Raw genomic sequence first — 26,859 nt, 5'->3', positions numbered from 1 at the left:
CACAATGAAAATCATGCATATGCTGGGGATCCTGGTGCTGGTGGCAGCGTTGGCGCTGCTCGCGCTGGGCGGCGTCGGCTACAACGGCCAGCGCGGCCTGCTCGACGCGATCGCCGCACAGGTCATCTCCTCCGATGCGCTGCGCAACCACATGCAGGCCGACATGATGCACGACGCCCTGCGTGGCGACGTCACTGCCGCCCTGCTGGCCGCCTCGCGCCAGGACGCCGCCGCGATCGCAGAAGCACGCAGCGCACTGGGCGAACACGCCACGGAGTTTCGTCAGGCGCTGCAGGCCAACCGCAAACTGCCGCTGGACCCGGCACTGCGCAGCGATCTGGACGCGGCGGCACCGGCATTGCAGGCCTATATCGGCGCGGCCGACCAGGTCATGACCCTGGCCGAGACGCAGGCCGACAGCGGCGCGGCCTACGCCGACTTCACCGCCAAGTTCGCCGAGCTGGAAACCCGCATGGGCGCGATCAGCGAGCGCATCCTGGCCTTGAACAAGGCCAATCGGCTCAAGGCCGAACAGGACAGCCACCGGGTGATGTGGCAGCAAGGCGGCGCGGTGGTGCTCGCCTTCGTCTGCCTGGCACTGGCCGCCGGCTGGATCCTGCGCTCGGTGTTCGGCCTGCTCGGCGGCGAGCCGCAGCTGGCCATGAGCGCTGCGCAGCACATCGCCGAAGGTCGCCTGGACCAGCCCATTCCGGTGGCCGCACATCACACGCGCAGCCTGATGGCCGCACTGGCGCGCATGCAGCGCGACCTGCGCGAACGCCTGGAGCGCGAGCGCAGCATCGCTGCGGAAAACCTGCGCATCCGCACCGCGCTCGACAACGCGTCCACCGGCATGTACATCGCCGACCCGGACCTGACCATCATCTACGCCAACACCGCGCTGCGGACCTTGCTCCAGACCTATGCCGACGACATCCACGCCTGCGCGCCGGCGTTCGACCGCTCCAGCAACCTGATTGGCCAATCGGTGTCCATGCTGGAAGTAGGCAATGCGCAGGATGCGGAGATCTATCAACGCCTGGATCGCCAGGATTCGGCGCAACGCCAGGTGCAGTACCGCGCGGCATGCATCACCCAGGATGTCTCGGCGATCCGCGACCCGGCCGGTGCGCATCTGGGCTTTGTCTGCGAATGGCGCGACCGCACCGCCGAGGCACGCGTGGAAATCGACGTGGCCGATGTGGTGCGCAGCGCCGCGGCCGGCGACCTGTCCAGGCGCATCGACAGCGCCGGCAAGCAAGGCTTCTTCCTGCAGTTGGCGCAGCAGCTCAATGCCCTGCTCGATGCCAACGCCGTCAGCATCGCCGAGGTCTCGCGCCTGCTCAGCGCACTGGCCGATGGCGACCTGAGCGCGCGCATGCAGGGTGATTTCCACGGCGTGTTTGCCCGCATGCGCGACGATGCCAATACCACCGCCGAGCAGCTGGCACTGGTGATCGGACGCATCCAGCAAGCCGCCGGCAGCATCCACACCGCTTCCAGCGAGATCGCCGCCGGCAACAACGACCTGTCGCAGCGCACCGAACAACAGGCCGCCAATCTGGAAGAAACCGCCGCCTCGATGGAGGAGCTGACCTCCACCGTCAAGCAGAATGCCGAAAGCGCGCGCCAGGCCAACCAGCTGGTGATCGGCGCGGCCGGCGTCGCCTCCCAAGGCGGTGCGGTGGTGGCCAAGGTGGTCACCACCATGTCCGGCATCGAGGTCTCGTCGAAGAAGATCGCCGAGATCATCAGCGTCATCGACGGCATCGCCTTCCAGACCAATATCCTGGCCCTGAATGCAGCAGTGGAAGCGGCGCGTGCCGGCGAACAGGGACGCGGCTTTGCGGTGGTCGCCTCGGAAGTACGCACGCTGGCGCAGCGCTCGGCCGGCGCGGCCAAGGAGATCAAGCACCTGATCGACGACTCGGTGAGCAAGGTCGCCGAAGGCTCGGTGCTGGTGCAGCAGGCCGGCACCACCATGGCCGACATCGTGGCCAGCGTGCAGCGTGTCACCGACATCATGGGCGAGATCGCCGCCGCCTCGCAGGAGCAGTCGGCCGGCATCGAGCAGGTCAACCTCACCATCACCCAGATGGACGAGGCCACCCAGCAGAACGCTGCGCTGGTGGAAGAAGCCACCGCCGCCGCGCGCACCATGGAAGACCAGGCCGGCCAGCTGGCCCAGGCGGTGTCGCGCTTCACCCTTGCCGATGCGCCGGCGCCGGCGCCGGCGGCGGCAGCGCCGGCGGCCACAGCGGCGGTGGCTGCGCCCAAGCGCAGCCCCGGCGCAGCGGCTGCACGCAAGCCGGCAACCACGCCGGTGCTTGCCAGCGGCAACGACGGGCAGTGGCAGGACTTCTGAGCCACGCGTGCAGGCGGCCCACGCCTGGGCCGCACCCGCGCAGCGGCCGCGCCACCGGCGTGCCCGCCCTGCCCGCCCTGGCCGCCGCGGCTGCGTTGCCGGCGGCCTGATCGCGGCATCCGCGAGCCGGCCGCCGCACCGTTCATCCTTCAAAGATAAAGAATCATGCCGGGCAGCCGCTAGCGTGCTGGAGAGCGTTCCTGCGCAATGCCCCGGAGTTACTGATGAACAAGTTCAACGATTGGCCGATCCGCCGCAAACTGATGTTTGCCTTTTGCCTGAGTGCCGTGTTGACCGCCCTGCTTGGCGGGCTCGGTTTTTCGCGCATGCAGCAGATGCAGCGGCAGACCACCCTGATCAACCAGGACGTGGTGCCGGTGCTGAGCCGTCTATCCGAGCTGCGTGGCTTTGCCGGCGAATTCCGCGTCTATGAAGTGGGCCAGTTCGTCAATCTGGACGATCCGGAACGCTATGCGATGTTCTTCAAACGCATGGACGAGATCCAGGCCAAGTACGTCGAGACGCAAAAGCTGCTGGACGCCAAGATCGGCGCCGGCTCGCCGCTGCAGGCCGAATACGCGAAGCTGAGCGATGCCAGCACGCGTTACTTTGCCGCCAACCAGCAGCTGCGCAAGCTCTATGCAGAACCCGACCGCGCTGCGGCGATGGAATTTTCGCGCAAGCAGTCCGGCGAGATCCGCAAGGAACTGTTCGCCTCGGTCGACAAGCTGTATGCACAGCAATCCAAGGCCCTGAGCGACATGGTCGCGGCCAGCGACGCCTCGTTCAAGCTGACCAGCGCGGTATTGCTGATCGGCACGCTGCTGATGGCGGCGCTGTCGGTAACCTTCGGCTGGCTGATCGCACGCAGCATCACCAATCCGCTGTCCAAGGCGCTGGGCGCCATCAAGGCGGTCTCGCGTGGCGATCTGAGCGTGCAGGTCAGCAAGACCAGCAAGGACGAAATCGGCCAGATGCTCGACGCCACCGGCAGCATGACGCAGATGCTGCGCCGCTTCAGCGACGAAACCGCGCGCATGTCGCACCTGCACGCGGCCGAAGACATCACCCACCGCATGCCGGAGGATTTCCCCGGCGTGTACGGCACCCTGGCCACTGGCATCAACACGATGATCTTCGAGCATCTGGATGCCATCACCGATGCGGTGCGCATCCTCAACCAGTACGCACAGGGCGATTTGACCCAGGACGCACGCCGTCTGCCGGCCAGCCGCGCCATCCTGCATGAAGCCATGGATGCCGCCAAGGCCAGCCTGTTGTCGATCAACACCGAGATCAAGCAGCTGGCGCAGGCCGCAGCGGCCGGCGATTTCAGCGCACGCGGCGACGCGGCGCGCTTCAAGTACGACTTCGCAGTGATGGTGGCGGACCTGAACTCGATGATGGAGGTCAGCGACCGCAACCTGGGCAAGCTGTCGCAGCTGCTCGGCGCCGTGGCCGAAGGCGACCTGACCGCACGCATGGATGGGCAATTCCACGGCGTGTTCGCGCGCCTGCGCGACGATGCCAATGCCACCACCCAGCGCCTGACCGACATCGTCGGGCGCATCAAGCACTCCACCCTGGCCATCAACACCGCCGCTGGCGAAATCGCCGCCGGCAACCAGGACCTGTCGCAGCGCACCGAACAGCAGGCCGCCAACCTGGAAGAAACCGCTGCCTCGATGGAAGAGCTCACCTCCACCGTCAAGCAGAATGCCGAGCACGCACGCCAGGCCAACCAGCTGGCGATCGGCGCGGCCGATGTGGCCTCGCATGGCGGCAGCGTGGTCGGCCAGGTGGTCACCACCATGTCCGGTATCCAGACCTCGTCCAAGAAGATCGCCGAGATCATCTCGGTGATCGACGGCATCGCGTTCCAGACCAACATCCTGGCCTTGAACGCGGCGGTGGAAGCGGCGCGTGCCGGCGAACAGGGCCGCGGCTTTGCAGTGGTCGCCTCGGAAGTGCGCACGCTGGCGCAGCGCTCGGCCGGCGCCGCCAAGGAAATCAAGAGCCTGATCGACGACTCGGTCAGCAAGGTGGCCGAAGGCTCGGCGCTGGTGAACCAGGCCGGCACCACCATGAGCGAGATCGTCTCCTCGGTGCAGCGCGTGACCGACATCATGAGCGAAATCTCCGCCGCCTCGCAGGAACAGTCGGCCGGCATCGAGCAGGTCAACCAGACCGTCACCCACATGGACGAAGCCACCCAGCAAAACGCCGCGCTGGTGGAAGAAGCCACCGCCGCCGCGCGTTCGATGGAAGAACAGGCGCAGCAGCTCACCGAAGCGGTGGCCCTGTTCCGCCTGTCGGCCGAACTGGAAGCGGTGACGCGTGCCACGCCAGTGGTGCGCCAGATCGCTGCCAAGCGGCCCACTGCCGCCAGCGCAGCGGCGACCAAGCCGCCGGTCGGCAGGCCCGCTGCACGCGCCGCAGTGGCGCTGGCACCGTCCAACGAGTCGGATTGGGCCGAGTTCTAGGAAACGCCGCAGCGGCCGCGCACTGGCCGCTGTAAAAGACACAAGCCGCGCTCCTGGGAGCGCGGCTTTTTTATTGCCGCATCGCTTTTGAAAAGACACATCAACCCGATAGGCAATAAAACAGCTTTAAAATAACCTTTTACTTATGTAGCAATATTCAAACTGTCGAGTTCGGCATTATTTCCACTGGTAGCGATTACAAAAACCGATTAAATCCATCTCTGGCGACTTATATTCCTCACAAGCCTGACCGGGTTATATATTTTTTGATATCGAGGTATTCAGCACTGCGGCCGCGCGCCGTTACTGCGTATAGCGACACGTCACGCAAAATACGGGCTGGCATTATCCGGTCGCTCCCATCCATCGCATAAAGCCTTCCAGGATCTGTCATGACTGCACTTCTCCAACGCTACAACGTCGGACCTCGGCTGGCGGCGGCTTTTGCTGTCCTGATCGTTTTATCCGGCCTCATTGCCTTTATCGGTTACCGCGGCCTGACTTCCGCGCGCGCGCTGGTGGACCATCTGGTGCATCAGAACATGGAGAAGATCCGCCTCTCCCACGCCATGATGAGTGCCAATTCCGTCATTGCGATGCAGATCCGTAACGTGGTGCTGCCCACCAGCAACGAAGATAATGTCAAGTTTATCGAGCTCATCCAGGCGGCGCGCGCCGACTACTCCAAGGCACGCGAAGCGCTGTATGCGACTCCACCGTCTGACCAGGGACGTGAGATCCGCGCAGAAATCGATCGCCGGCGCGCCGTGGTCAAGGCACTGAACGACAAGGTCATCGATCTGGTCATGACCGGCCACAGCGACGAGGCGCTGCCCTTGCTGCTGACCCAGGCCGCGCCGGCGATGCAGCAATGGCAGGACAAGATCGCCGAGAACATCGCCCTGCAGGACAAGCTGGCTGGTGAGGCCTCTGCGGTCGCACTGCAATCCATGGACGACTCGCGCAAGCTGCTGATCGGCGGCTCGCTGCTGGTGGTGCTGCTGAGCGGCGTGCTGGGCCTGCTGATCACCCGCAGCCTCACCCAGCCGCTGAGCCGGGCCACCCGCGCAGCCGAATCGATTGCCGGCGGCAAACTGGATAACGACGTCGACACCCAATTCAACGACGAAAGCGGCCGTCTGCTCAAGGCGATGAGCAAGATGCAGCTGCAGTTGCGCAACCTGCTCGCCGCGCAGACCGACATGGCCAAGCGCCACGACGACGGCCAGATCAGCTTCCGCATCGATGCCACCGCCTTCCCCGGCGAGTACGGCCGCATGGCGCACGACACCAACACGTTGGTGGGCTCGCACATCGCGGTGAAGATGCGCCTGGCGCAGATCATGGGCCGCTACGCGATCGGCGACCTGTCCGAAGACATGGAAAAACTGCCCGGCGAAAAGGCCGTGCTCAGCGAGACCATGGCGCAGGTCAAGGTCAATCTCGGTGCAATGAATACCGAGATCAAGCACCTGGCACTGTCGGCGGCCAACGGCGACTTCAGCGCCCGCGGCGATGCCGAGCGCTTCCAGTACGACTTCCGCCTGATGGTGGAAAGCCTCAACAACCTGATGTCCACCGCCGACGGCAACCTGCAGTCGCTCTCCACCCTGCTGCAGTCCATCGCCGCCGGCGACCTCACCGCACGCATGAGCGGCGACTTCCGCGGCGTGTTCGCGCAGATGCGTGACGACGCCAATGCCACGGCCACGCAGCTGGCCGAGATCGTCAGCGGCATCAAGGCCTCGGCGGTGTCGATCAAGGGCGCCGCCAGCGAGATCGCGGCCGGCAATCAGGATCTGTCGCAGCGCACCGAGCAGCAGGCCGCCAATCTGGAAGAAACCGCCGCCTCGATGGAAGAGCTCACCTCCACCGTCAAGCAGAACGCCGAAAGCGCGCGCCAGGCCAACCAGCTCGCCATCGGCGCGGCCGGCGTGGCCTCGCAGGGCGGCGAGATCGTCAGCAAGGTGGTCGAGACGATGAGCGGCATCGAAGCCTCGTCCAAGAAGATCGCCGACATCATCTCGGTCATCGACGGCATCTCGTTCCAGACCAACATCCTGGCCTTGAACGCGGCGGTGGAAGCCGCCCGCGCCGGCGAGCAGGGACGCGGCTTTGCCGTGGTCGCCTCGGAAGTGCGCACGCTGGCGCAGCGCTCTTCCGCGGCCGCCAGGGAGATCAAGGGGCTGATCGACGACTCGGTGCAGCGTGTCTCCGAAGGGTCGGTGCTGGTGCACAGCGCCGGCAAGACCATGGGCGAGATCGTGTCCAGCGTGCAGCGGGTCACCGACATCATGGGCGAGATCTCCGCCGCCTCGCAGGAGCAGTCCTCCGGCATCGAGCAGGTCAACCAGACCGTCACCCAGATGGACGAGGCCACCCAGCAGAACGCCGCGCTGGTGGAAGAAGCTACCGCCGCCGCACGTGCGCTGGAAGACCAGGCCACCCAGCTCACCGACGCGGTGGCGGTATTCAAGACCGATGCCGCCAATGCCCTGGCGCCGGTGCGCACCGCCGCGCCGCGGCCGGTGGTGACTCCCGCGCTGAAGGCCAAGGTGGTCGCGGCCGGACGCACCGCCGCGTCCAAGCCGCGCGCCGTGGTCACCGCGCCAAGCAACGACGCCAGCTGGCAGGAGTTCTGAGCCAAGCGAGCACGACAGTCTGAATGGAGCCGGTCGGCATCGATGCCGACCGGCTCAAGGCATAACTGTTATGGGCCGATAGGCTGCGTACGCCTACGAGAATCCTCCATGACCACTTCGCCCGTGCTGTCGCCGCAGACCGCCCCACCCTCTCACCAGCGCTGGAGCAGCCGCTGGGATGATCTGGCGATCGCCAAGAAACTCGGCATGATCGGCATCCTGGCCTTGGCCGGCCTGGTCATTCCGGTACTGCTGTACAGCGGCAAGCTCAACGAAAGTGTGGCCATCAGCAGCAACGAGTTGCGCAGCTATGCGCCGCTTGGGCAGATGCTGGGCCTGATCACCGACCTGCACGCCGCCCACGTCGACAGCGGTGACGCCGCCGGAGCCGCGGCCGCGCGCGCCGATCGCGATCTGCAACACCTGCTGGCCACCACCGCCACGATGCCGGGCTTCGAACGCAGCCAGAAGGCCTTGCTGGGCCTGCAGCAGCGCCACGTCGCCAGCGCCGCTGCAGACGGCTACGCCGCGATCAGCGAGCAGGCATTTGCTGCGCTCGACGCCTTGCGCGACGACAGCCAGCTGGTCTATACCCCCTATATCGAGAGCTACCACCTGGTGGTGGCCACCCTGATCTACAGTCCCGATGCCACCGAATCGCTGACCCGCCTGGATGCGGCCAGTGATCCGTCACAGGCGGCCGACAGCCGCGCCATGCTGCGCGAACAGCTCGGCCAGTTGGCTCGCAGCCATGCGCGCTTCCGGCATGAGCTGGACAAGGCGATGGGCCTGCTGGAACAACCCGACCCCGCCCTGGCCGATGCCGCCAGGACCGAAACCACGCGTGCAACCGCAGCGCTGGCCGCGCTCGGCACCGCGCTGGACGGCAGCGACGCCAACGCCGACACCCAATGGAACGCTGCGCTCGACGATCTCGGCCAAGCCATGCAGGCGCTCAGCAGCGTCTCGCTGCAGGCCCTGCAGCGCCAGTCCGAACGCCACCTGGCCGATGCCCGCAACGCGATGTGGCAGGCCATTGCCGGGTTGTCGCTGCTGGCGGTGCTGATCGCAGCGATGGGCTGGTACACCTTGTCGCGGCTGACCCGCAATGTGCGCCGCGCCGCTGTGGTGGCCGCCAATATCGCGCAAGGCCAGCTCGGCGAGCGCATCGCCGCGCCCAGCCGCGATGAAACCGGCCAGCTGCTCGACAACATGCGCCGGATGCAGGAGCAGCTGCAGCGCGTGCTGGCCGCGCAGAGCGAGATGGCCCAGCGCCACGACGCCGGCCAGATCAGTTATCGCATGGACGCCGAGACCTTCCCGGGCGCGTACGCCACCATGGTGCGCGACACCAACGCCCTGGTCGGCTCGCATATCGCGGTGAAGATGAAACTCGCCCAGATCATGTCGCGTTATGCCATCGGCGACCTGAGCCAGGACATGGACCGCCTGCCCGGCGAAAAAGCCGTGTTCAGCGACACCATGGACGCGGTCAAGCGCAACCTGTCTGCGATGAACAGCGAGATCAAGCTGCTGGCGCAGGCTGCGGCCAACGGCGATTTCAGCGTGCGTGGCGATACCCAGCGCTTCCAGCACGACTTCCTGGCCATGGTGGAAAGTCTCAACCAGCTGATGGCCACCGCCGATGGCAATCTGGGCGCGCTATCCAGCGTGCTGCGGGCCATCGCCGCCGGCGACCTCACCACCCGCATGCATGGCGACTTCCACGGCGTATTCGCGCAGATGCGCGACGATGCCAATGCCACCGTGGTGCAACTGGCCGATATCGTCGGACGCATCCAGCAGTCCACCGACACGATCAACGATGCCGCCAGCGAGATTGCCGCCGGCAACCAGGACCTGTCGCAGCGCACCGAGCAGCAGGCCGCCAACCTGGAAGAAACCGCCGCCTCGATGGAGGAACTCACCTCCACCGTGCGCAACAACGCCGAGCATGCGCGGCGCGCCAACCAGCTGGTGGTCGGTGCCGCCGCGGTGGCCGCGCAAGGTGGCACGGTGGTCGGCGAAGTCGTCGGCACCATGGCCGGCATCCAGGCCGCCTCGCGCAAGATCGCCGACATCATCTCGGTCATCGACGGCATCGCGTTCCAGACCAATATCCTGGCCTTGAATGCGGCGGTGGAAGCTGCACGCGCCGGCGAACAGGGGCGCGGCTTTGCGGTGGTCGCCTCCGAGGTACGTACCCTGGCGCAGCGCTCGGCCGGCGCGGCCAAGGAGATCAAGCAGCTGATCGACGATTCGGTGAACCGGGTCGAGCAAGGCAATGTGCTGGTCAGCCAGGCCGGCCGCACCATGCAGGACATCGTCGATTCGGTGCGCGGCGTCACCGAGATCATGCACGAGATCAGCGAAGCCTCGCAGCAGCAGTCGCAGGGTATCGAACAGGTCGGCCAGACCATCGCGCAGATGGACCAGTCCACCCAGCAGAACGCCGCGCTGGTGGAAGAAGCCACTGCCGCCGCGCGTGCGATGGAAGCACAGGCGCAGCAGTTGCGCGATGCGGTGTCGGTGTTCCAACTGCACGGCCTCGCCAGGCCGGCCAGGCTCGTGCGCGCCGCGTGACGCGGTCGCATGCGGATGTGCGTGTGCGCGCCGCGCGGTCTGTCGCACACCTGCGGGCCGGCGCACGGGGCCCTCGTGCAACGTGACAGCCCCTGTTCCGTAAGAATGCGCTGCATCTGATCCAAACCAATGCAGCGGCATGAGATCGCCGCTGCCGCGTCAACACGGCGCAGGGCACGTTCGATGCCTGGCGCAGGCCAAGCCCTGCTTCTACGCGCGGGTGCGACAAGGTCGCATCGCCGGGTGGATTGCTACATCCGCCGGTGTCTTGCACCCGGCCATGCTCGCGCCTGGCGTTTCGCATCGCGCCCGATGGGGTGAGACAGATGTGAATCCGCCGATGCGGGCAGGCGCGTTGATAGCGCTCCCATCAGCATTTTTCGGCCGTTTGTGCACATGCGCGTCACTTCGGTGACGGCCACCCATACGCAGCGGGGCTGACCAGTTCAGTGCCATAGCCGCTGGCCGTTACCTACAACGGCACGCCTACCTGCCTTGCAATCGCCCGGGCCGCGCTACGGCCCGGGCGATGGATCGGCTGGATGCCTGCCTGCTGCGCCGTCACTGCGCATCGCCCACGCGTCAACCCGACGCGTCTTGTTCCTTCTTGTCCCACTGCCTTGAGACCCCCAAATGATCGCTCTTCTTCAACGGTACAACGTCGGCAAGCGCCTGAGCTTCGCCTTCGGCACGCTGATCCTGTTGTCGTGCGCACTTGTCGCCGCCGGCCTGCATACATTGGCGCAGGCCCGCGATCGCATGGACACGGTGGTCAACCGCAACATCACGATCATGCAGTACGCTCAGGACATGACCAACGCCACCTCGGTCATCGCCGTGCAGTTGCGCAACATCGTGTTGCCGACCTCGCAAGAAGACAATCTGCGCTTCTACGCCATCATCAAGAACCAGCTGAAGAGCTACGAAGACACGCGCCGCAAGCTGTATGCGTTTTCGGCCTCGCCCCAGGCCACCCAGATCCGCGAGCGGATCGACCTTGCCAGTGAGCAGGCCCGCGAGACCAGGGACACCGTCGTGCAGCTGGGCCTGACCGGCAAGGCTGATGAGGCACTCAAGCTGTTGCTGGAAAAGGCCGCACCGGGCACGCAGCAATGGCAGGATGCGTTGACGGAGTATTCGGATCTGCAGCGTCAGCGCACCCAGGAAGCCTATGTGGCCACGACGGCAGAAATGGCCCGCGGCCGTGCGCTGTTGATCGGCGGCGGCGTGGCGGTGGTGCTGTTCAGTACCCTGCTCGGCTTCCTGATCACCCGCAGCCTGGTGCGCCCGTTGACCCAGGCCACCCGCGCCGCCGAAGCGATCGCCAACGGCAATCTCGACAACGACGTACGCACGCAGTCCAACGACGAAACCGGCCGCCTGTTGCAGGCCATGGATCGCATGCAGGGCCAGGTGCGCAACCTCATCACCGCGCAGCTGGACATGGCCAAGCGCCACGATGACGGCCAGATCAGCTTCCGCATGGATGCCGGCGCCTTCCCGGGCGATTTCGGCCGCATGGCCAAGGACACCAACGAGCTGGTCGCCGCGCACATCAAGGTCAAGATGCAGACCATCCACCTGGTGGAGCGCTATGCGATCGGTGACCTGAGCGAAGACATGCCGCAGCTGCCGGGCGAAAAAGCCGCCATCACCACGGCAATGAATCAGGTCAAATTGAACCTGTCGACGATGAACGCCGAGATCAAGCAGCTGGCACAGGCCGCCGCCAACGGCGACTTCACCGCGCGTGGCAATGCCGAGCAGTTCCAGTTCGACTTCCGCATCATGGTGGAAAGCCTCAACACCTTGATGGCCACCGCCGACGGCAACCTGCAGTCGCTGTCCGGCCTGCTGCAGTCGATCGCCGCCGGCGATCTCACCGCACGCATGAGTGGCCAGTACCAGGGCGTGTTTGCACAGATGCGCGACGACGCCAACGCCACCGCCGAACAGCTGGCCGGCATCGTGGGCCGCATCCAGACCGCTGCCGACGCGATCGGCCTGGCCTCGGGCGAAATCGCTTCCGGCAACCAGGATCTGTCGCAGCGCACCGAGCAGCAGGCCGCCAACCTGGAAGAAACCGCCGCCTCGATGGAAGAGCTCACCTCCACCGTCAAGCAGAATGCCGAACACGCCAGCCAGGCCAACCAGCTCGCCATCGGCGCGGCCGCAGTGGCGTCGCAGGGCGGCGATGTGGTGGCCAAGGTGGTCACCACCATGTCCGACATCCAGAGCTCGTCGAAGAAGATCGCCGAGATCATCAGCGTGATCGACGGCATCGCCTTCCAGACCAATATCCTCGCTTTGAATGCCGCAGTGGAAGCGGCGCGTGCCGGCGAACAGGGGCGCGGCTTTGCAGTGGTCGCCAGCGAAGTACGCACACTGGCACAGCGCTCGGCCGGTGCCGCCAAGGAGATCAAGCACCTGATCGACGACTCGGTCGACAAGGTCACCCAGGGGGCCACCCTGGTCGACCAGGCCGGCACCACCATGGCCGAAATCGTTGCCAGCGTGCAACGCGTCACCAACATCATGGGCGAGATTTCCTCTGCATCGCAGGAGCAGTACTCCGGCATCGAGCAGGTCAACCAGACCGTGACCCAGATGGACGAAACCACCCAGCAGAATGCCGCGCTGGTGGAAGAAGCCACCGCCGCCGCGCGGGCGATGGAAGAACAGGCCCAGCAACTCACCGAAGCGGTCGCCGTGTTCAAGGTTGCCGAACACGCACCGGTGGCGCGCCAGTTGTCGGCCATTGCCAATGCGCCCGCCAATGCCCGCAGCACACCGCGCCCGATCGCCCGCGCCAGCACGGCCGCGCCCGTGCGCCGCAGCACCGCGGGTGCATCGGCAACGGCAAACGACGTGGGCGACTGGCAGGAGTTCTAAACCGGCAGCAAGCACTGTCAGCACATCGACAGCAGTGCACGCCAGTTGTCGCAACCGGCGTGCACGGTGCGCGGGATCCACACGCTCGACACCACGCTCGAGCACCCGGCCCTGCAATCCGCATCTGCAGTAGGTTCACAACGGCACCGCACACGCGGTGCCGTTTTGCGTTGTGCGCACCATACCAGCTGCCCGCAGGCCCGCATACACCGCGTCCGGCGTGAAATCGCACTTCACATCGTGCATCCCGGACTCTCTCGCGTTGCCTCCAAAACCGCGTTCAACGTGTGTTTTCTAGGGGAATTCCTGACACACCCCCACCAATTCCCTACCCCTTGTACACATGGCAGTCACGTGCCTGAGACCCGGCTTTACCGGCCAGCCCGGCTTGCCTCAATACAGCAGTTCTAACGCCGTTATCTGACCGACGCATCACACAAGGCATGACGTGCGACGCACTGCTCCAGTAGTGCATCGCATGCCAGTCCACCTAACGGCACATTCGCTCAGGTCACCCAATGAATTCCTTTCTGCACCGCTTCAACGTCGGCAAGCGCCTCTCCCTGGCCTTCGGCGTGTTGATCCTTCTGTCCTGCGCGCTGGTGGCCGCCGGCCTGTACACGCTCAGCCAGGCACGTGAGCGCCTGGACACCATCGTCAACCGCAACATGGCGATGATCCAGTACGCCACCGACATGCTGGACGCCAATGCCACCATCTCGTTGAACCTGCGCAACATCGTGCTGCCGACCACTGCCGAACAGAATCGCCAGTTCGGCGACGTGATCGACGCCCAGCGCATCCGCTACAAGGAACTGCGCGAGAAACTCTACGCGTTCCCCGCCGACGCGCACGACCAGCAATTGCGCAACGCGCTGGATTCGACCCGCGAGCAGGCGCTGGCGCATAACCAGCAGGTGCGCGAACTGGGCACGGCCGGTAAGGTCGACCAGGCCATGCCGATCCTGCTCGAACGCGCCGCACCGGCCACCCAGCGCTGGCAGGATGCGATCCGCACCTACTCGGATGCGCAGCGCAAGAGCAGCCAGCTGGCCTACGACCAGGCCAATGCCTCGATGGCGCGTGGCCGCGCCATGCTGATCGGCGGCGGCCTGGCCGTGGTGCTGCTGAGCGCCCTGCTGGCCTGGACGATCACCCGCAGCCTCACCGGCCCGTTGAACCGCGCCACCCGCGCCGCCGAAGCGATCGCCGACGGCCGGCTCGATAACCAAGTGCACAGCGAGGCCAGCGATGAAACCGGTCGTCTGCTGCAGGCAATGGACAAGATGCAGTCGCAGGTGCGCAACCTGATCACCGCGCAGCTTGACATGGCCAAGCGCCACGACAACGGCCAGATCAGCTTCCGCATGGATGCCGACGCGTTCCCGGGCGACTACGGCCGCATGGCCGGCGATACCAACGCCCTGGTCGACAGCCACGTCCAGGTCACGCTGCGTCTGGCGCAGATCATGGGCCGCTACGCCATCGGCGACCTCAGCGAGGACATGGACGCGCTGCCCGGCGAAAAGGCCAGGCTGACCGACACCATGGCGCAGGTGAAAACCAACCTGGCGGCGATGAATCAGCAGATCAAGCAGCTGGCCCAGTCCGCCGCCGACGGCGACTTCGGTGCACGCGGCGATGCGGCGCAGTTCCAGTTCGATTTCCGCGTCATGGTCGAGAGCCTCAACCAGTTGATGGCTACCGCCGACGGCAGCCTGCAGTCGCTGTCGGGCATCCTGCGCGCGATTGCCGCCGGCGACCTGACCGCACGCATGGACGGCGAGTTCAAGGGCGTGTTTGCACAGATGCGCGACGACGCCAACGCCACGGCGACCCAGTTGTCCGGCATCGTCGGGCACATCCAGCACTCGGCCACCTCGATCAACGCCGCCGCCAGCGAGATCGCAGCCGGCAACCAGGATCTGTCGCAGCGCACCGAACAGCAGGCCGCCAACCTGGAGGAAACCGCCGCCTCGATGGAGGAGCTCACCTCCACCGTGCGCCAGAACGCCGAAAGCGCACGCCAGGCCAATCAACTCGCCATCGGCGCCGCCAGCGTGGCCTCGCAGGGCGGCGAGGTGGTCAGCAAGGTGGTCGACACCATGAGCGGCATCGAGGCCTCGTCCAAGCGCATTGCCGACATCATCAGCGTCATCGACGGCATCTCGTTCCAGACCAACATCCTGGCCCTGAATGCCGCCGTGGAAGCGGCGCGTGCCGGCGACCAGGGCCGCGGCTTTGCGGTGGTCGCCTCCGAGGTGCGCACCCTGGCACAGCGTTCGTCGGCGGCGGCCAAGGAGATCAAGAGCCTGATCGACGACTCCGTGCAGCGGGTGGCCGACGGTTCGCAGCTGGTGGACCAGGCCGGCAAGACCATGGCCGAGATCGTGGCCAGCGTGCAGCGTGTCACCAACATCATGGGCGAGATCTCCGCCGCCTCGCAGGAACAGTCGGCCGGCATCGAGCAGGTCAACCAGACCGTCACCCACATGGACGAAGCCACCCAGCAAAACGCCGCGCTGGTGGAAGAAGCCACCGCCGCCGCCCGCGCGATGGAAGAACAGGCCCAGCAGCTCACCGAGGCGGTGGCCGTGTTCAAGATCGTCGAGCAGGGCCCGGCCGCACGTCAGCCCGCGTCGATGGTCGCTGCGCCGGTCAATGCACGCTTTGCCGCCCGCCCGGCTGCCCGTGCCGGCAGCAACGCGGCCCCGCGCCGCAGCAACACCGGCAAGACGACGGTGGCAGCCACCGCCGATCCGAGCGACTGGCAGGAGTTCTGAGCCCCACCGCAACGCGTCACACCCGCAGTCTCCAGAAATACCATTCGAGCGCAGTTTGATTCGGTGACGAATCTTGAGGGTCGCTTCCTGGCGAGGGAAGCGGCCCTTTTTTTGTTCCGAGAATCTGTCGACATCCGCCGGCGGGCGTCAGGCGACGCGTCATACTTCATCAAGAATTAACAATTACTACATCGCCGCAGCGGCCCAATCGGGAAAGCGAACTGGACAATTGTGCGGATTTCGACACAAACCATCAATTAATTGCATAAACGGCCGCTATCGACTTCACGCATCCGTAACGCCCTCCCCCGGGCAAGGTCGATTCCTCATGCACTCCTTCAACCGCCTGTCCGTCGGCACCCGGCTGTCCGCGCTGCTGACCGTGGTGATCGCGCTCTCCCTCGGCCTGCTGGCCCTGACCATCTACCGCCAGTCCGCCGACGACATCGAATCCCAGGTCAAGGCCGAGCTGCGCTCCAGCACCCGGTTGATGCAGCAGTCGGTGGCGATGTACGACGTCACCCTGACCGAGGGCACCCAGCGCCTGGGCAGCGTATTTGAGACCATGCTCCCCAGCGGCGAGCGCACTCTCGACACCGCCAGCACCGTCGCCATCGGCGCGCAGCAGACGCCGTCGCTGCGTGCCGGCAAGCATGCACTGAATCTCAACTTCGACGCCGTGGATCGCTTCGCGCAGACCGCCGGCGGGGTCGCCACGATCTTTGCGCGCACCGGTGACGACTTCGTGCGCATCACCACCTCGCTGCGCAACAAGCAGAACGAGCGCGTGATCGGCACCCTGCTCGACCGCAAGGGCAAGGCCTACGCCGCACTGTCGCAAGGCAAGGCCTTCACCGGCCAGGCGCAGCTGTTCGGCGAGCAGTACATGACCCATTACCAGCCGCTGCGCAACGCCGCCGGCGAGGTGATCGGCGCACTGTTCGTCGGGCGCAACTACACCCAGGGCCTGGCCGCGCTGAAGGCGCAGGTCAGCACCACCAAGCTGGGCCAGGACGGTTATTTCCTCATCGTCGACATGGCGCCGGGCGAGCACCAGGGCCAGGTCATCGCCGCACCGCCGGGCACACCGGCCACGCTGGCGGCGCTGGTGCCGGCCGAGCAGCAATCGCTGCTGCAGTCGGTGCTGGACGGCAAGCAGCCCAGCGCCAGCCTGCAGTTGCGCGATGCCCAGGGCAACGCCCAGGCCTTCGAAGTCACCGCCCAGCGCTACGCGCCGTGGCAGTGGGCGGTGATCGGCACCCAGCCGCGCAGTGCCATCGACGGCCCGCTGGACGAGCTGATGGGCAGCATGCTGCTGTTCTCGCTGGTGGTGCTGGGCCTGTGCATCGCAGTGGTCTTCATCGCCGCGCGCAAGATGGTCACCCGCCCGCTGCTGGCGGTGGAACGCGTGCTCGGCGATGTGGCTGCCGGGCGCCTGGACAACCCGATCGAGATCGACCGCCACGACGAACTCGGTCGCCTGCTGCTCAACGCGCGCGCCATGCGCGACGACCTGCGCGCGCGGCTGCAACGCGATCAGCTGATCGCCAGCGAAGCGCTGCGCGTGCGCACCGCGCTGGACGATGTCAGCACCAACGTGATGATCGCCGATGCCGATCGCCGCATCATCTACGTCAACCGCCCGCTGCAACGCATGCTCAAGAGCGTGCAGGACGAACTGCGCCGCGACCTGCCCAACTTCGATGCCGATGCGCTGATCGATGCCAGCATCGACCAGTTCCATCGCAAGCCCGAGCACCAGGCACGCATGCTCGACCAGCTCACCGGCACCCACACCGCGCAGATCCATGTCGGTGGCCGCACCATGCGGCTGGTGGTCAACCCGGTGCTGGGCGCGGCCGGCGAGCGCATGGGCTTTGTGGTCGAATGGGCCGACCGCACCCAGGAAGTCCAGGTGGAACAGGAGGTCGCACGTATCGTGCAGGCCGCCGCCGCCGGCGACCTGAGCGAGCGCGTCGGCCTGGAAGGCAAGCAGGGCTTCCTGCTGCTGCTCGCCCAGCAACTCAACGCGCTGCTGGACAACAATGCGGACGGGCTGTCGCGCGTGTCCGCCCTGCTCTCTGCGTTGTCGCAGGGCGATCTGACCGCGCGCATGGATGGCGACCTGCAAGGCGTGTTCGCCACCATCCGCGACGATGCCAATGCCACTGCCGATCAGCTGGCCGGCATCGTGCGCCGGATCAAGGACTCCTCGCTGGCGATCAACTCGGCCGCCACCGAGATCGCCACCGGCAATGGCGACCTGTCGCGTCGCACCGAACAGCAGGCCGCGGCCCTGGAAGAAACCGCCGCCTCGATGGAGGAGCTCACCGCCACCGTCAAGCAGAATGCCGACAACGCCGACCAGGCAAACCGCCTGGTGCTGGACGCCGCCGGCGTGGCGGCCCAGGGCGGCGATGTGGTCGGCCGCGTGGTCACCACCATGGCCGACATCGACACCTCGTCCAAGAAGATCGCCGAGATCATCGGCGTCATCGACGGCATCGCCTTCCAGACCAATATCCTGGCCTTGAACGCGGCAGTGGAAGCCGCACGCGCCGGCGAACAGGGCCGCGGCTTCGCCGTGGTCGCCTCGGAAGTACGTACGCTCGCACAGCGTTCGGCCGGCGCAGCCAAGGAGATCAAGCACCTGATCCAGGACTCGGTCACCCGCATCGGCAACGGTGCCGCACTGGCGTCCGAAGCCGGCAGCACCATGCAGCAGGTGGTCAGCTCGGTGCAGCGCGTCACCGACATCATGAGCGAGATCACCAGCGCCTCGCGCGAGCAGGCCGCCGGCATCACCCAGGTCAACCAGACCGTCACCCAGATGGACGAAACCACCCAGCAGAACGCCGCGCTGGTGGAAGAAGCCACCGCGGCTGCACGCGCGATGGAAGACCAGGCCGCGCAACTGGTGGATGCAGTGGCCGTGTTCCGCCTGGAACAGCAGGACCAACTCAACACCTTGCTGGCCAACGCACGCCACGCCTACACCTGATGCGACAGACGACGACGGCGCGCCCGTCGAGTATCTGATTCGAGGGCGCGCTGCCCTCGCCGCTTGCGGGACAGGCCATCAATCCGTCAGTGGAGACTGCGCCTCGTCGTTTAGGCGCGATCCGCTGATTGAATCAAAAGCCCGTTGAGTCGAGTGCGCGGTGCCCTCACCGCTCGCGGGACACGCCGTGCATCCGTCCATGGAGGCGCCTTGGCGGCATCCATGCCGCCAAGGGTCCCGCAACCGGCAAGGACACCGCGCCAGGAAGTTGGTCGGCCGCTTTCTTAAAGGCTTGTTGCTCGGCTTGTAATGGGAAGATTTTGGGACGCGAGATCAGAACAACGCGCATCAAGCACTGCTCTTGCCGTGCACACCGACCATCTCCACTGGTCCTTGCCCGCCCACCGTCGCGGGACCTTACGCGGCATGGATGCCGCGTAAGAGCCTACAGGGACGTACTTGCGGCGTGTCCTGCGATGGTGGGCGGGCAAGGGCCCTGCAGCCAGCCCGCAGATCACCCGCTCTGCGACTTATATATCTGCACTCCCCAAGTCCATCGAAACACGGCAACTAAAAAAGAGGCCTGGAACCCTGCACACAGACCATTTCCACTGGTCCCTGTCCGCCCACCGTCGCGGGACCTTTCGCGGCATGGATGCCGCGCCAGCGCCTAGATGGATGCACTTGCAGCGTGTTCTGCGATGGTGGGCGGGCAAGGGCCCTGCAGCCAAGCGGCAGCACCACGCGCTCTACACTTGATCCATGTGCACTATCCAGCCGCTGAGAACACAACGCCCAAAGCAACCAACGCTTCACGCAATAGTTTTTGTCAGCCGCTCTTAAAGATTTCGCTTTGCCGCCGATATCAAGGCGACGCCGGGACAACCGTTCCGGCGGCTTCCCGCATCTACTGTGCCTGTGCCCATGTCCCAAGGCGATACCTCAGAGCTGGACCACGACGCCGACCACCTCGCCGAAGGTGACGAGCGCTATCTGCTGCGCAACAAACGGCAGATCCGTGGCCTGCTACGCCAGTTGCTCGACCAGCGCGCCATCGTGACCATGCATGTGGCCGGGCGCGACATGGCCGTGCCCACCGCCGTGCTCGAGGTGGACGAAGACGACGACTGCGTGATTCTGGACGGCAGCCATAACGAAGCCTCCAACCGCGCCATCCAGGACGCCAAGTACCTGCTGTGCTACGCACAACTGGAACGGGTCAATATCCGCTTCCGCCTGGAAACGCCCGAGCGGCTGGAGCGCGACATCCACGTCGCCTTCCGCGCCGAGCTGCCCGAGGCGATGTATCACCTGCAGCGTCGCGAGTCGTACCGGCTGGAAACGCCGATCACCGACTCGCCCATCTGCATCATTCGCCAGGACGAGGCACAGGGCGGCAATCTCAACCTGCAGCTGCGCGTGATCGATATCAGCAGCGGCGGCCTGGCGGTCTCGCTCACCGATGGCATGCCTCTGCTCGAACCGCAGCGCACCTACCGCAATTGCACGCTGCAACTGCCCGACACCGCGCCGATCACCCTGCCGCTGACGGTGTGCAGCCAGTACAAGCAGACCCTGCCCAACGGCAGCGAAGGTTTCCGCGTCGGCATGCAGTTCAGCGACCTGCCACGCGGTGCCGACGAGACCATCCAGCGCTATATCTTCCGGGTCGACCGCCAGCGCAATGCGCGCAAGAGCGGCGTGTTCTGAACCCACCCGCACCAGCTGCGGCGCACGGCTAAAGTTGCCCTGCGCTGCGCCGATGTTGCTAGGGCAATCCTCATCCGCATGCTTTTCCTATAGCTGCAATCCGACACTCAGCCGCAACGCCCGGAGTTTCCATGAACGACAAAAGCACGACCACCGGCACCGGTGGTGAATTCCTCAGCTTCGCCCTGGGCGAAGAACACTACGGCGTGGACATCCTGAAGGTGCAGGAAATCCGCGGCTACGATTCGGTCACCCGCCTGCCCGACGCACCGGATTACATCAAGGGTGTGATCAATCTGCGCGGCACCATCGTGCCGGTGATCGACCTGCGCCTGAAGCTGCGCCTGAAAGAAGCGCGCTACGACGCCTTCACCGTGATGATCGTGCTCAACGTCGAAGACCGCGTCGTCGGCATCGTGGTGGACAGCGTCTCGGACGTGATTCCGCTCAACGACGACCAGATCCGCCCCACCCCCGAATTCGGCGCCTCGGTCGACACCCGCTTCATCTCGGGCATCGGTACCCAGGACGATCGCATGCTGATCCTGCTGGATATCGAGACCCTGCTGGACAGCACCGAGCTCGGTCAGCAGCAACTGGCCGAAGAAGCGGCCTGATTCAGACCATCTGGTGTCGGGAGCTTCCCGACACGAGACGCACAACGAAGTTGAAGTGAGATAGAAATCACATTTTTCGGATTCAAGTTGAACGGCGGCTAGCCGATAGCTGAATAGAAGCCCGCGTACACAAACGGGTCACCGTTCGACTTTTGATTCTGGAGAATCCCTATGAAGTTCCTGCTCTCGCTCCTCCCCGTCGCTGCTCTCGTGATTGTTGCTCCCACGCTGTCGGCTCAGTCGCAGGAAATGATTCCGCCGGAAATGGCGACCCGTTTCGTCGGCAAGGACGGCATGGTGTGCGGCAAGGTCGAAAAGGCCAAGTACGCCCAGAGCTCGGAAGGTGAACCCACCTTCCTGTACATGGGCGGCATGTTCCCGCGTCACACCTTCTCGGCCCGCATCGACGGCGCCAACCGCGGCAAGTTCAGCTTTGCCCCGGAAAGCCTGGAAGGCAAGGACGTCTGTGTGCTCGGCAAGATCCAGCGCGACAGCTCGCGTGCCGAAATCGAAGTCAGCTCGCCGGCCAGCCTGAAGCTGGCCACCATCAAGTAATCGCCCCGCAGATCGCCACGCCCTCGTGCGTGGCGATCTGCCGTTTGCGGTTATGCGCACTGACTTCTATCGGGGAATCGTGTCAATGCAATGGATCAACAATCTCAAACTGATGCCCAAGCTGATGCTGGCGTTCGGCATCGTGCTGCTGATCATGCTGGTGCAGGGCATCATCGCCTATGCGGGCCTGGCGTCGCTCAATAACGTCACCCGCGACCTGGCCGGCAACACCATGTCCAGCGTGCGCGAAGCAGGCGACCTGCGCGGCATGCTCGGCGAATATCGAAATGCGGCCTATCAAAATCTGGTGCGCGCCAGCGACTCGGTCAAGCAGGAAGCCAAGGTCCGCGCCAAGCGGCTCCATGGTGAAATCGATGCCACGATCAAGGGCTATCCCCGCCTGATCGAGAGCCCGCAGCAGAAGAAGCTGTTCGACGTGTTCGTGGCCGACTGGAAGAAGGCAGCCGCGTCCTACGCCAGCGTCGACGAAATGATCGAGCTCAATCTGCCCGACGATGCCGTCGACACCTTTGTCGGCGAGACCCGCACCCTGCACAACAAGGCCAAGTATTCGCTGGCCGCATTGATCGTCGAAGACAACAAGCTGGCGCAGGCTGCCAAGAGCAAGGCCGAAAAGGTCCATGCCACCTCGGTATCGCTGACCGTGATGGTGCTGTTGATCGGCATCGCCGGTGGCCTGGGCCTGGCATTCCTGTTCGCACGCTCCATCGTCAAGAGCATGCGCGGCGCCGTGTCCACCGCCACCGAAATCGCCAGCGGCAAGCTCGATGGCCAGATCAATGTGCAGGGCCAGGACGAAGTGGGCGAACTGATGCGCTCCATGCACCGCATGCAGCGCGACCTGAAGGAACGCATCGAACGCGATCAGAAGATCGCCGACGAAAACCTGCGTATCCGCACCGCGCTGGACGAATCGTCCACCGGCACCTTCATCACCAATGCCGATCGCACCATCATCTACGCCAACGAGGCGTTCATGAAGATTGTGACGCATTACGAAGGCAGCATCCGCCTGGCATCGTCCGACTTCGATGCGAACAAGATCATCGGCCAGCACATCAGCTATCTCGGCATGCCCGAATCGACCGTGCGCAAGGCCATCGCAGCACTGGAACGCGACGGCATCACCAGCTTCGAAGAGCGCTATGGCGAGTTCGTGGTGACCCAGACCGTCACCTCGATCAAGAACGAGCACGGCGAAAGCACCGGCGAGGTCTGCGAGTGGCGCGACCGCACCATCGAAGTCCAGGTCGAAGAAGAAGTCGCCCGCATCGTGCGTGCCGCCGCCAGCGGCGACATGAGCGGCCGGGTGGAAACCGACGGCAAGCAGGGCTTCTTCCTGCAGCTGGCCCAGCAGCTCAACGGCCTGCTGGACGCCAATGCCGGCAGCCTGGAGCAGATCTCGGCATTGCTGTCGGCGCTGTCGCGCGGTGACCTGACCGTGCGCATGCATGGCGAATTCAGCGGCGTGTTCGCACAGATGCGCGACGATGCCAATGCCACCGCCGAGCAGCTGGCCGACATCGTCGGGCGCATCAAGGTCTCGTCCACAGCGATCAACTCGGCGGCCGGCGAGATCGCCTCCGGCAACAGCGATCTGTCGCATCGTACCGAGCAGCAGGCCGCCAATCTGGAAGAAACCGCCGCCTCGATGGAGGAGCTCACCTCCACCGTCCGGCAGAACGCCGAAAGCGCCCGCCAGGCCAACCAGCTGGCCATCGGCGCCACCGGCGTGGCCTCGCAGGGCGGCGAGGTGGTCTCGCAGGTGGTCACCACCATGTCGGGCATCGAAGCCTCGTCCAAGAAGATCGCCGACATCATCTCGGTGATCGACGGCATCGCGTTCCAGACCAACATCCTGGCCCTGAACGCGGCGGTGGAAGCCGCCCGTGCCGGCGAACAGGGTCGCGGCTTTGCCGTGGTCGCCTCGGAAGTGCGTACGCTGGCACAGCGCTCGGCCGGTGCCGCCAAGGAGATCAAGGGCTTGATCGACGACTCCGTGCACAAGGTGGCCGAGGGCTCGGCCCTGGTACGCAAGGCCGGTGCAACCATGGCCGAGATCGTGGCCAGCGTGCAGCGCGTGACCGACATCATGGGCGAGATCTCTGCCGCCTCGCAGGAACAGTCGACCGGCATCGAGCAGGTCAACCAGACCATCACCCAGATGGACGAGACCACCCAGCAGAACGCCGCCCTGGTGGAAGAAGCCACTGCGGCCGCACGCTCGATGGAAGAACAGGCCGGCCACCTGGCCGAAGCGGTGTCGGTGTTCAAGCTGGACGAGCCGGCCGCCCCGGCCGCGCGCGTACGCCCGGTCGCCTCGCGCCCGGTCGCGGTGAAGTCCGCAGCCAAGGCGGCGACGCGTGAAGCCACCCCATCGCGCCCGGCCAAGCCGCAGGCCGCGCTGGCCGACGGTAACTGGCAGGAGTTCTAAGCCGCTGCTGTCTCCCCACAAAGCCCCGGCACTGCCGGGGCTTTGTGTATCTGCCCCCGGCGCAGCGCGCACTGCCCTGCCGCCGGCTGCGATCGCACCGCCCGCGCAGCGCCGTGCACCGCCAGCGGACCCGGCTGTCTGCAATGCACGATTGGTGCTTCAGTTGCATGACCACATGGCCGATATCCAGTCATAGCTAACGACGCGTATGGATATGACGACCACCTCGACTCCCGCTTCAGACACACGCGAATTTGATTTTGGCGACCGCGATTTCAAGCGCGTCTGCGACCTGATCTATCAGCGTGTCGGCATCGCCCTGGCTCCGGCCAAGCGCGACATGGTGTATGGCCGGTTGTCGCGTCGCCTTCGCGTGCTCGGCCTGCGCTCCTTCCGCGACTACCTGGACCAGCTGGAAGCAGGCAACGACGAGGAGGAATGGCAGGCGTTCACCAACGCGCTGACCACCAACCTGACCTCGTTCTTCCGCGAGCCGCACCACTTCGACAAGCTGCGCGAAGAACTGCAAAAGCGCGCCTCGCAGGCGCCGTTGAAGATCTGGTCGTGCGCGGCCTCCACCGGCGAAGAGCCCTACTCCATCGCCATCACCGCCTGCGAAGCCTTCGGCACCTTGACCCCGCCGGTCAGCATCGTCGCCACCGACGTCGACACCCAGGTGCTGGAGACCGCCTCGCGCGGCGTCTACGCCATCGACCGCGTCGCCTCGCTGGACGCATCGATCAAGCGCAAGTACTTCCAGCGCGGCAGCGGCCCCAACGAGGGCAAGTGCCGGGTGATCCCGGCATTGCGCCAGCTCATCGAATACCGCCAACTGAACCTGCTGGCACCGCGTTACGACGTGGGCGGCCCGTATGCGGCGTTGTTCTGCCGCAACGTGATGATCTACTTCGACAAACCGACCCAGCGCGGCATCCTGTCGCGGCTGGTCAGCCACATGGGCGACGACGGTCTGCTCTACACCGGGCATTCGGAGAACTACCTGCACGCGGCCGATCTGATCCAGCCGTGCGGGCGCACGCTGTATCGGCGCAGCCCGCGCGCGGGAGCGTCTGCATGAGTACCGCCGTGCAGGTCGACGATGTCATGCGCTACCGCGATTCGCGGTTCCAGACCATCACCGCCAAGCTGTTGCCCACCCAGTACCTGGTGGTCGACGACGACACCGCGTTGACGACCACCTTGGGATCGTGCGTTGCCGCCTGCCTGCGCGACCCGGTCCTGAAGATCGGCGGCATGAATCACTTCCTGTTGCCGGAAGGCCAGGTCGGCGATGGCGCACCCGCGCGTTACGGCAGTTATGCGATGGAGTTGCTGATCAACGACATGCTCAAGCGCGGCGCGCACCGCAAACGTATCGAAGCCAAGGTCTTCGGCGGCGCCAACGTGCTCAAGGGCTTCACCAGCAACCCGGTCGGCACCCGCAACGCCGAGTTCGTGCGCCAGTACCTGCAGGCCGAACACATTCCCATCATTGCCGAAGATCTGTGCGGCATCCATCCGCGCAAGGTGTGGTTCTTCCCGACGACCGGACGCGTGGTCGTGCAGCGCTTGCCGCATGCACACGAAGCCGAAGTCGCCGCCGCCGAATCGGCCGTGCGCGCCCGTCTGTCCAAAGCACCGGTTACCGGTGGAGTGGAGTTGTTCGAATGACGCTGGAAACCCCTGTGCGTGTATTGATCGTCGACGACTCGGCGGTCGTACGCCAGATGCTGACCGAAATTCTTTCGCGCGATGCAGGCATCGAGGTGATCGGCTCGGCCGCCGACCCGATCCTGGCGCGCGAAAAGATCAAACGCCTCAATCCGGACGTGATCACGCTGGATGTGGAAATGCCGCGCATGGACGGTCTGGTGTTTCTGGAAAACCTGATGCGCCTGCGCCCCACCCCGGTGGTGATGATTTCGTCGCTGACCGAGCGCGGCGCCGACACCACCTTGCAGGCCTTGTCGCTGGGTGCGGTGGATTTCGTCTCCAAGCCCAAGATCGACGTCGCACGCGGGCTGGAAGGCTACGCGGAAGAAATCGTCAGCAAGGTCAAGATGGCCTCCAAGGCCAAGGTCAGCGCGCTCAATCGTCCCAGCGCGCCCAAGGTCACCCTGGACATGCAGTCCGCACCGGTTCCCGGCAGCGCGCTGCGCTTCCGCACCACCGACCGCCTGATCGCCATCGGCGCATCGGCCGGCGGCACCGAAGCCCTGCGCGTGGTGCTCGAACACATGCCCGCCGATGCCCCGGCGGTGGTGATGACCCAGCATCTGCCGGCCAGCTTCAGCACCGCCTTCGCCGAACGCCTCAATCGCCACTCGGCGATGTCGGTGCGCGAGGCCAGCGATGGCGAGGCGATCCTGCCGGGTCACGCCTACCTGCCGCCGGGCGGCCAGCACCTGCGCATCATCCGCGACGGTGCGCGCTGGCGCTGCCGCATCGACGACGGCCCGCCGGTCAATCGCCACAAGCCGGCGGTGGACGTGCTGTTCCGCTCCGTCGCCGCCAACGCCGGCCCGAATGCGGTCGGCGCCATCCTCACCGGCATGGGCGACGACGGTGCACGCGGCCTGCTGGAAATGTTGCAGGCCGGTGCGCCCACGCTGGTGCAGGACGAAGCCAGCAGCGTGGTGTGGGGCATGCCAGGCGCCGCCTACAAGCTCGGCGCCGCGCAGGAAGTGGTGCCGCTGAGCCGCGTTGCCGAGCGCCTGATCGCGCTGTCGGCACAGGCGCGTTGATCCGGCATGACCGTTCGTCCCCCGCATCC

At 65.4% G+C, this 26,859-nt stretch carries 14 protein-coding genes; all 14 read left to right on the top strand.

What is annotated here, in order from left to right; genetic code table 11:
* The first annotated feature begins 4 nt into the window (after positions 1-4).
* The 14 genes from ABQ039_RS09215 (at position 5) to ABQ039_RS09150 (ending at position 26,830) form a co-directional block, all read left to right on the top strand.
* Entirely contained in the window at positions 5-2,365 is a 2,361-nt protein-coding gene (locus ABQ039_RS09215; protein WP_184610480.1) for a methyl-accepting chemotaxis protein, read from the top strand.
* Between the two features lie 224 nt (positions 2,366-2,589).
* The gene (locus ABQ039_RS09210) at positions 2,590-4,848 is read left to right on the top strand and encodes a methyl-accepting chemotaxis protein (RefSeq protein ID WP_184610483.1); all 2,259 of its coding nucleotides are present in this window, start codon (positions 2,590-2,592) and stop codon (positions 4,846-4,848) included.
* Positions 4,849-5,240: 392 nt separating this feature from the next.
* Positions 5,241-7,490 carry a methyl-accepting chemotaxis protein gene (locus ABQ039_RS09205; protein ID WP_349777831.1) on the top strand — a complete coding sequence of 750 codons (2,250 nt, stop codon included), beginning with the start codon at positions 5,241-5,243 and terminating at the stop codon, positions 7,488-7,490.
* Between the two features lie 108 nt (positions 7,491-7,598).
* Positions 7,599-10,073, top strand: a complete 2,475-nt coding sequence (locus ABQ039_RS09200) for a methyl-accepting chemotaxis protein (protein WP_349777832.1) — start codon at positions 7,599-7,601, stop codon at positions 10,071-10,073.
* 633 nt (positions 10,074-10,706) lie between these two features.
* Positions 10,707-12,965 (top strand): methyl-accepting chemotaxis protein, encoded by a 2,259-nt coding sequence (locus ABQ039_RS09195; protein ID WP_184455820.1) that lies wholly within the window; start codon positions 10,707-10,709, stop codon positions 12,963-12,965.
* Between the two features lie 518 nt (positions 12,966-13,483).
* Positions 13,484-15,748 carry a methyl-accepting chemotaxis protein gene (locus ABQ039_RS09190; RefSeq protein WP_349777833.1) on the top strand — a complete coding sequence of 755 codons (2,265 nt, stop codon included), beginning with the start codon at positions 13,484-13,486 and terminating at the stop codon, positions 15,746-15,748.
* A 328-nt stretch (positions 15,749-16,076) separates the two neighbouring features.
* A complete protein-coding gene (locus ABQ039_RS09185) occupies positions 16,077-18,749 on the top strand; it encodes a Cache 3/Cache 2 fusion domain-containing protein (protein WP_349777834.1) in 2,673 nt (890 codons plus the stop codon).
* A gap of 924 nt (positions 18,750-19,673) precedes the next feature.
* Positions 19,674-20,459, top strand: a complete 786-nt coding sequence (locus tag ABQ039_RS09180; RefSeq protein WP_024937698.1) for a flagellar brake protein — start codon at positions 19,674-19,676, stop codon at positions 20,457-20,459.
* A gap of 131 nt (positions 20,460-20,590) precedes the next feature.
* On the top strand, positions 20,591-21,076 hold the full coding sequence (locus ABQ039_RS09175) for a chemotaxis protein CheW (RefSeq protein WP_016904902.1): 486 nt from the start codon (positions 20,591-20,593) through the stop codon (positions 21,074-21,076).
* Positions 21,077-21,247: 171 nt separating this feature from the next.
* Entirely contained in the window at positions 21,248-21,631 is a 384-nt protein-coding gene (locus ABQ039_RS09170) for a hypothetical protein (protein ID WP_005993867.1), read from the top strand.
* Positions 21,632-21,716: 85 nt separating this feature from the next.
* Positions 21,717-24,086 carry a methyl-accepting chemotaxis protein gene (locus ABQ039_RS09165; protein WP_349777835.1) on the top strand — a complete coding sequence of 790 codons (2,370 nt, stop codon included), beginning with the start codon at positions 21,717-21,719 and terminating at the stop codon, positions 24,084-24,086.
* A gap of 208 nt (positions 24,087-24,294) precedes the next feature.
* On the top strand, positions 24,295-25,164 hold the full coding sequence (locus ABQ039_RS09160) for a CheR family methyltransferase (RefSeq protein ID WP_046342487.1): 870 nt from the start codon (positions 24,295-24,297) through the stop codon (positions 25,162-25,164).
* A complete protein-coding gene (cheD, locus tag ABQ039_RS09155; protein ID WP_024937701.1) occupies positions 25,161-25,757 on the top strand; it encodes a chemoreceptor glutamine deamidase CheD in 597 nt (198 codons plus the stop codon). The genes ABQ039_RS09160 and cheD overlap by 4 nt, the downstream gene beginning before the upstream one ends.
* Positions 25,754-26,830 (top strand): chemotaxis response regulator protein-glutamate methylesterase, encoded by a 1,077-nt coding sequence (locus ABQ039_RS09150; RefSeq protein ID WP_104541965.1) that lies wholly within the window; start codon positions 25,754-25,756, stop codon positions 26,828-26,830. Before cheD ends, ABQ039_RS09150 begins: the two co-directional genes overlap by 4 nt.
* Positions 26,831-26,859 lie beyond the last annotated feature (29 nt).

The sequence above is a fragment of the Xanthomonas sp. WHRI 6108 genome (assembly GCF_040202385.2).
Taxonomy (GTDB): Bacteria; Pseudomonadota; Gammaproteobacteria; order Xanthomonadales; family Xanthomonadaceae; genus Xanthomonas; species Xanthomonas arboricola.
The sequence above is the reverse complement of the archived record's forward strand: the minus strand, read 5'-3'. Positions and strand labels throughout refer to the sequence as shown.

Bases quoted from the DNA above. Each gene is read 5' to 3' on its own strand.
- ABQ039_RS09205 (WP_349777831.1), top strand. From the start codon at position 5,241: ATGACTGCACTTCTCCAACGCTACAACGTCGGACCTCGGCTGGCGGCG.
- ABQ039_RS09210 (WP_184610483.1), top strand. From the start codon at position 2,590: ATGAACAAGTTCAACGATTGGCCGATCCGCCGCAAACTGATGTTTGCC.
- ABQ039_RS09215 (WP_184610480.1), top strand. From the start codon at position 5: ATGAAAATCATGCATATGCTGGGGATCCTGGTGCTGGTGGCAGCGTTG.
- ABQ039_RS09200 (WP_349777832.1), top strand. From the start codon at position 7,599: ATGACCACTTCGCCCGTGCTGTCGCCGCAGACCGCCCCACCCTCTCAC.
- ABQ039_RS09175 (WP_016904902.1), top strand. From the start codon at position 20,591: ATGAACGACAAAAGCACGACCACCGGCACCGGTGGTGAATTCCTCAGC.
- ABQ039_RS09165 (WP_349777835.1), top strand. From the start codon at position 21,717: ATGCAATGGATCAACAATCTCAAACTGATGCCCAAGCTGATGCTGGCG.
- ABQ039_RS09180 (WP_024937698.1), top strand. From the start codon at position 19,674: ATGTCCCAAGGCGATACCTCAGAGCTGGACCACGACGCCGACCACCTC.
- ABQ039_RS09150 (WP_104541965.1), top strand. From the start codon at position 25,754: ATGACGCTGGAAACCCCTGTGCGTGTATTGATCGTCGACGACTCGGCG.
- ABQ039_RS09190 (WP_349777833.1), top strand. From the start codon at position 13,484: ATGAATTCCTTTCTGCACCGCTTCAACGTCGGCAAGCGCCTCTCCCTG.
- cheD (WP_024937701.1), top strand. From the start codon at position 25,161: ATGAGTACCGCCGTGCAGGTCGACGATGTCATGCGCTACCGCGATTCG.
- ABQ039_RS09185 (WP_349777834.1), top strand. From the start codon at position 16,077: ATGCACTCCTTCAACCGCCTGTCCGTCGGCACCCGGCTGTCCGCGCTG.
- ABQ039_RS09160 (WP_046342487.1), top strand. From the start codon at position 24,295: ATGGATATGACGACCACCTCGACTCCCGCTTCAGACACACGCGAATTT.
- ABQ039_RS09170 (WP_005993867.1), top strand. From the start codon at position 21,248: ATGAAGTTCCTGCTCTCGCTCCTCCCCGTCGCTGCTCTCGTGATTGTT.
- ABQ039_RS09195 (WP_184455820.1), top strand. From the start codon at position 10,707: ATGATCGCTCTTCTTCAACGGTACAACGTCGGCAAGCGCCTGAGCTTC.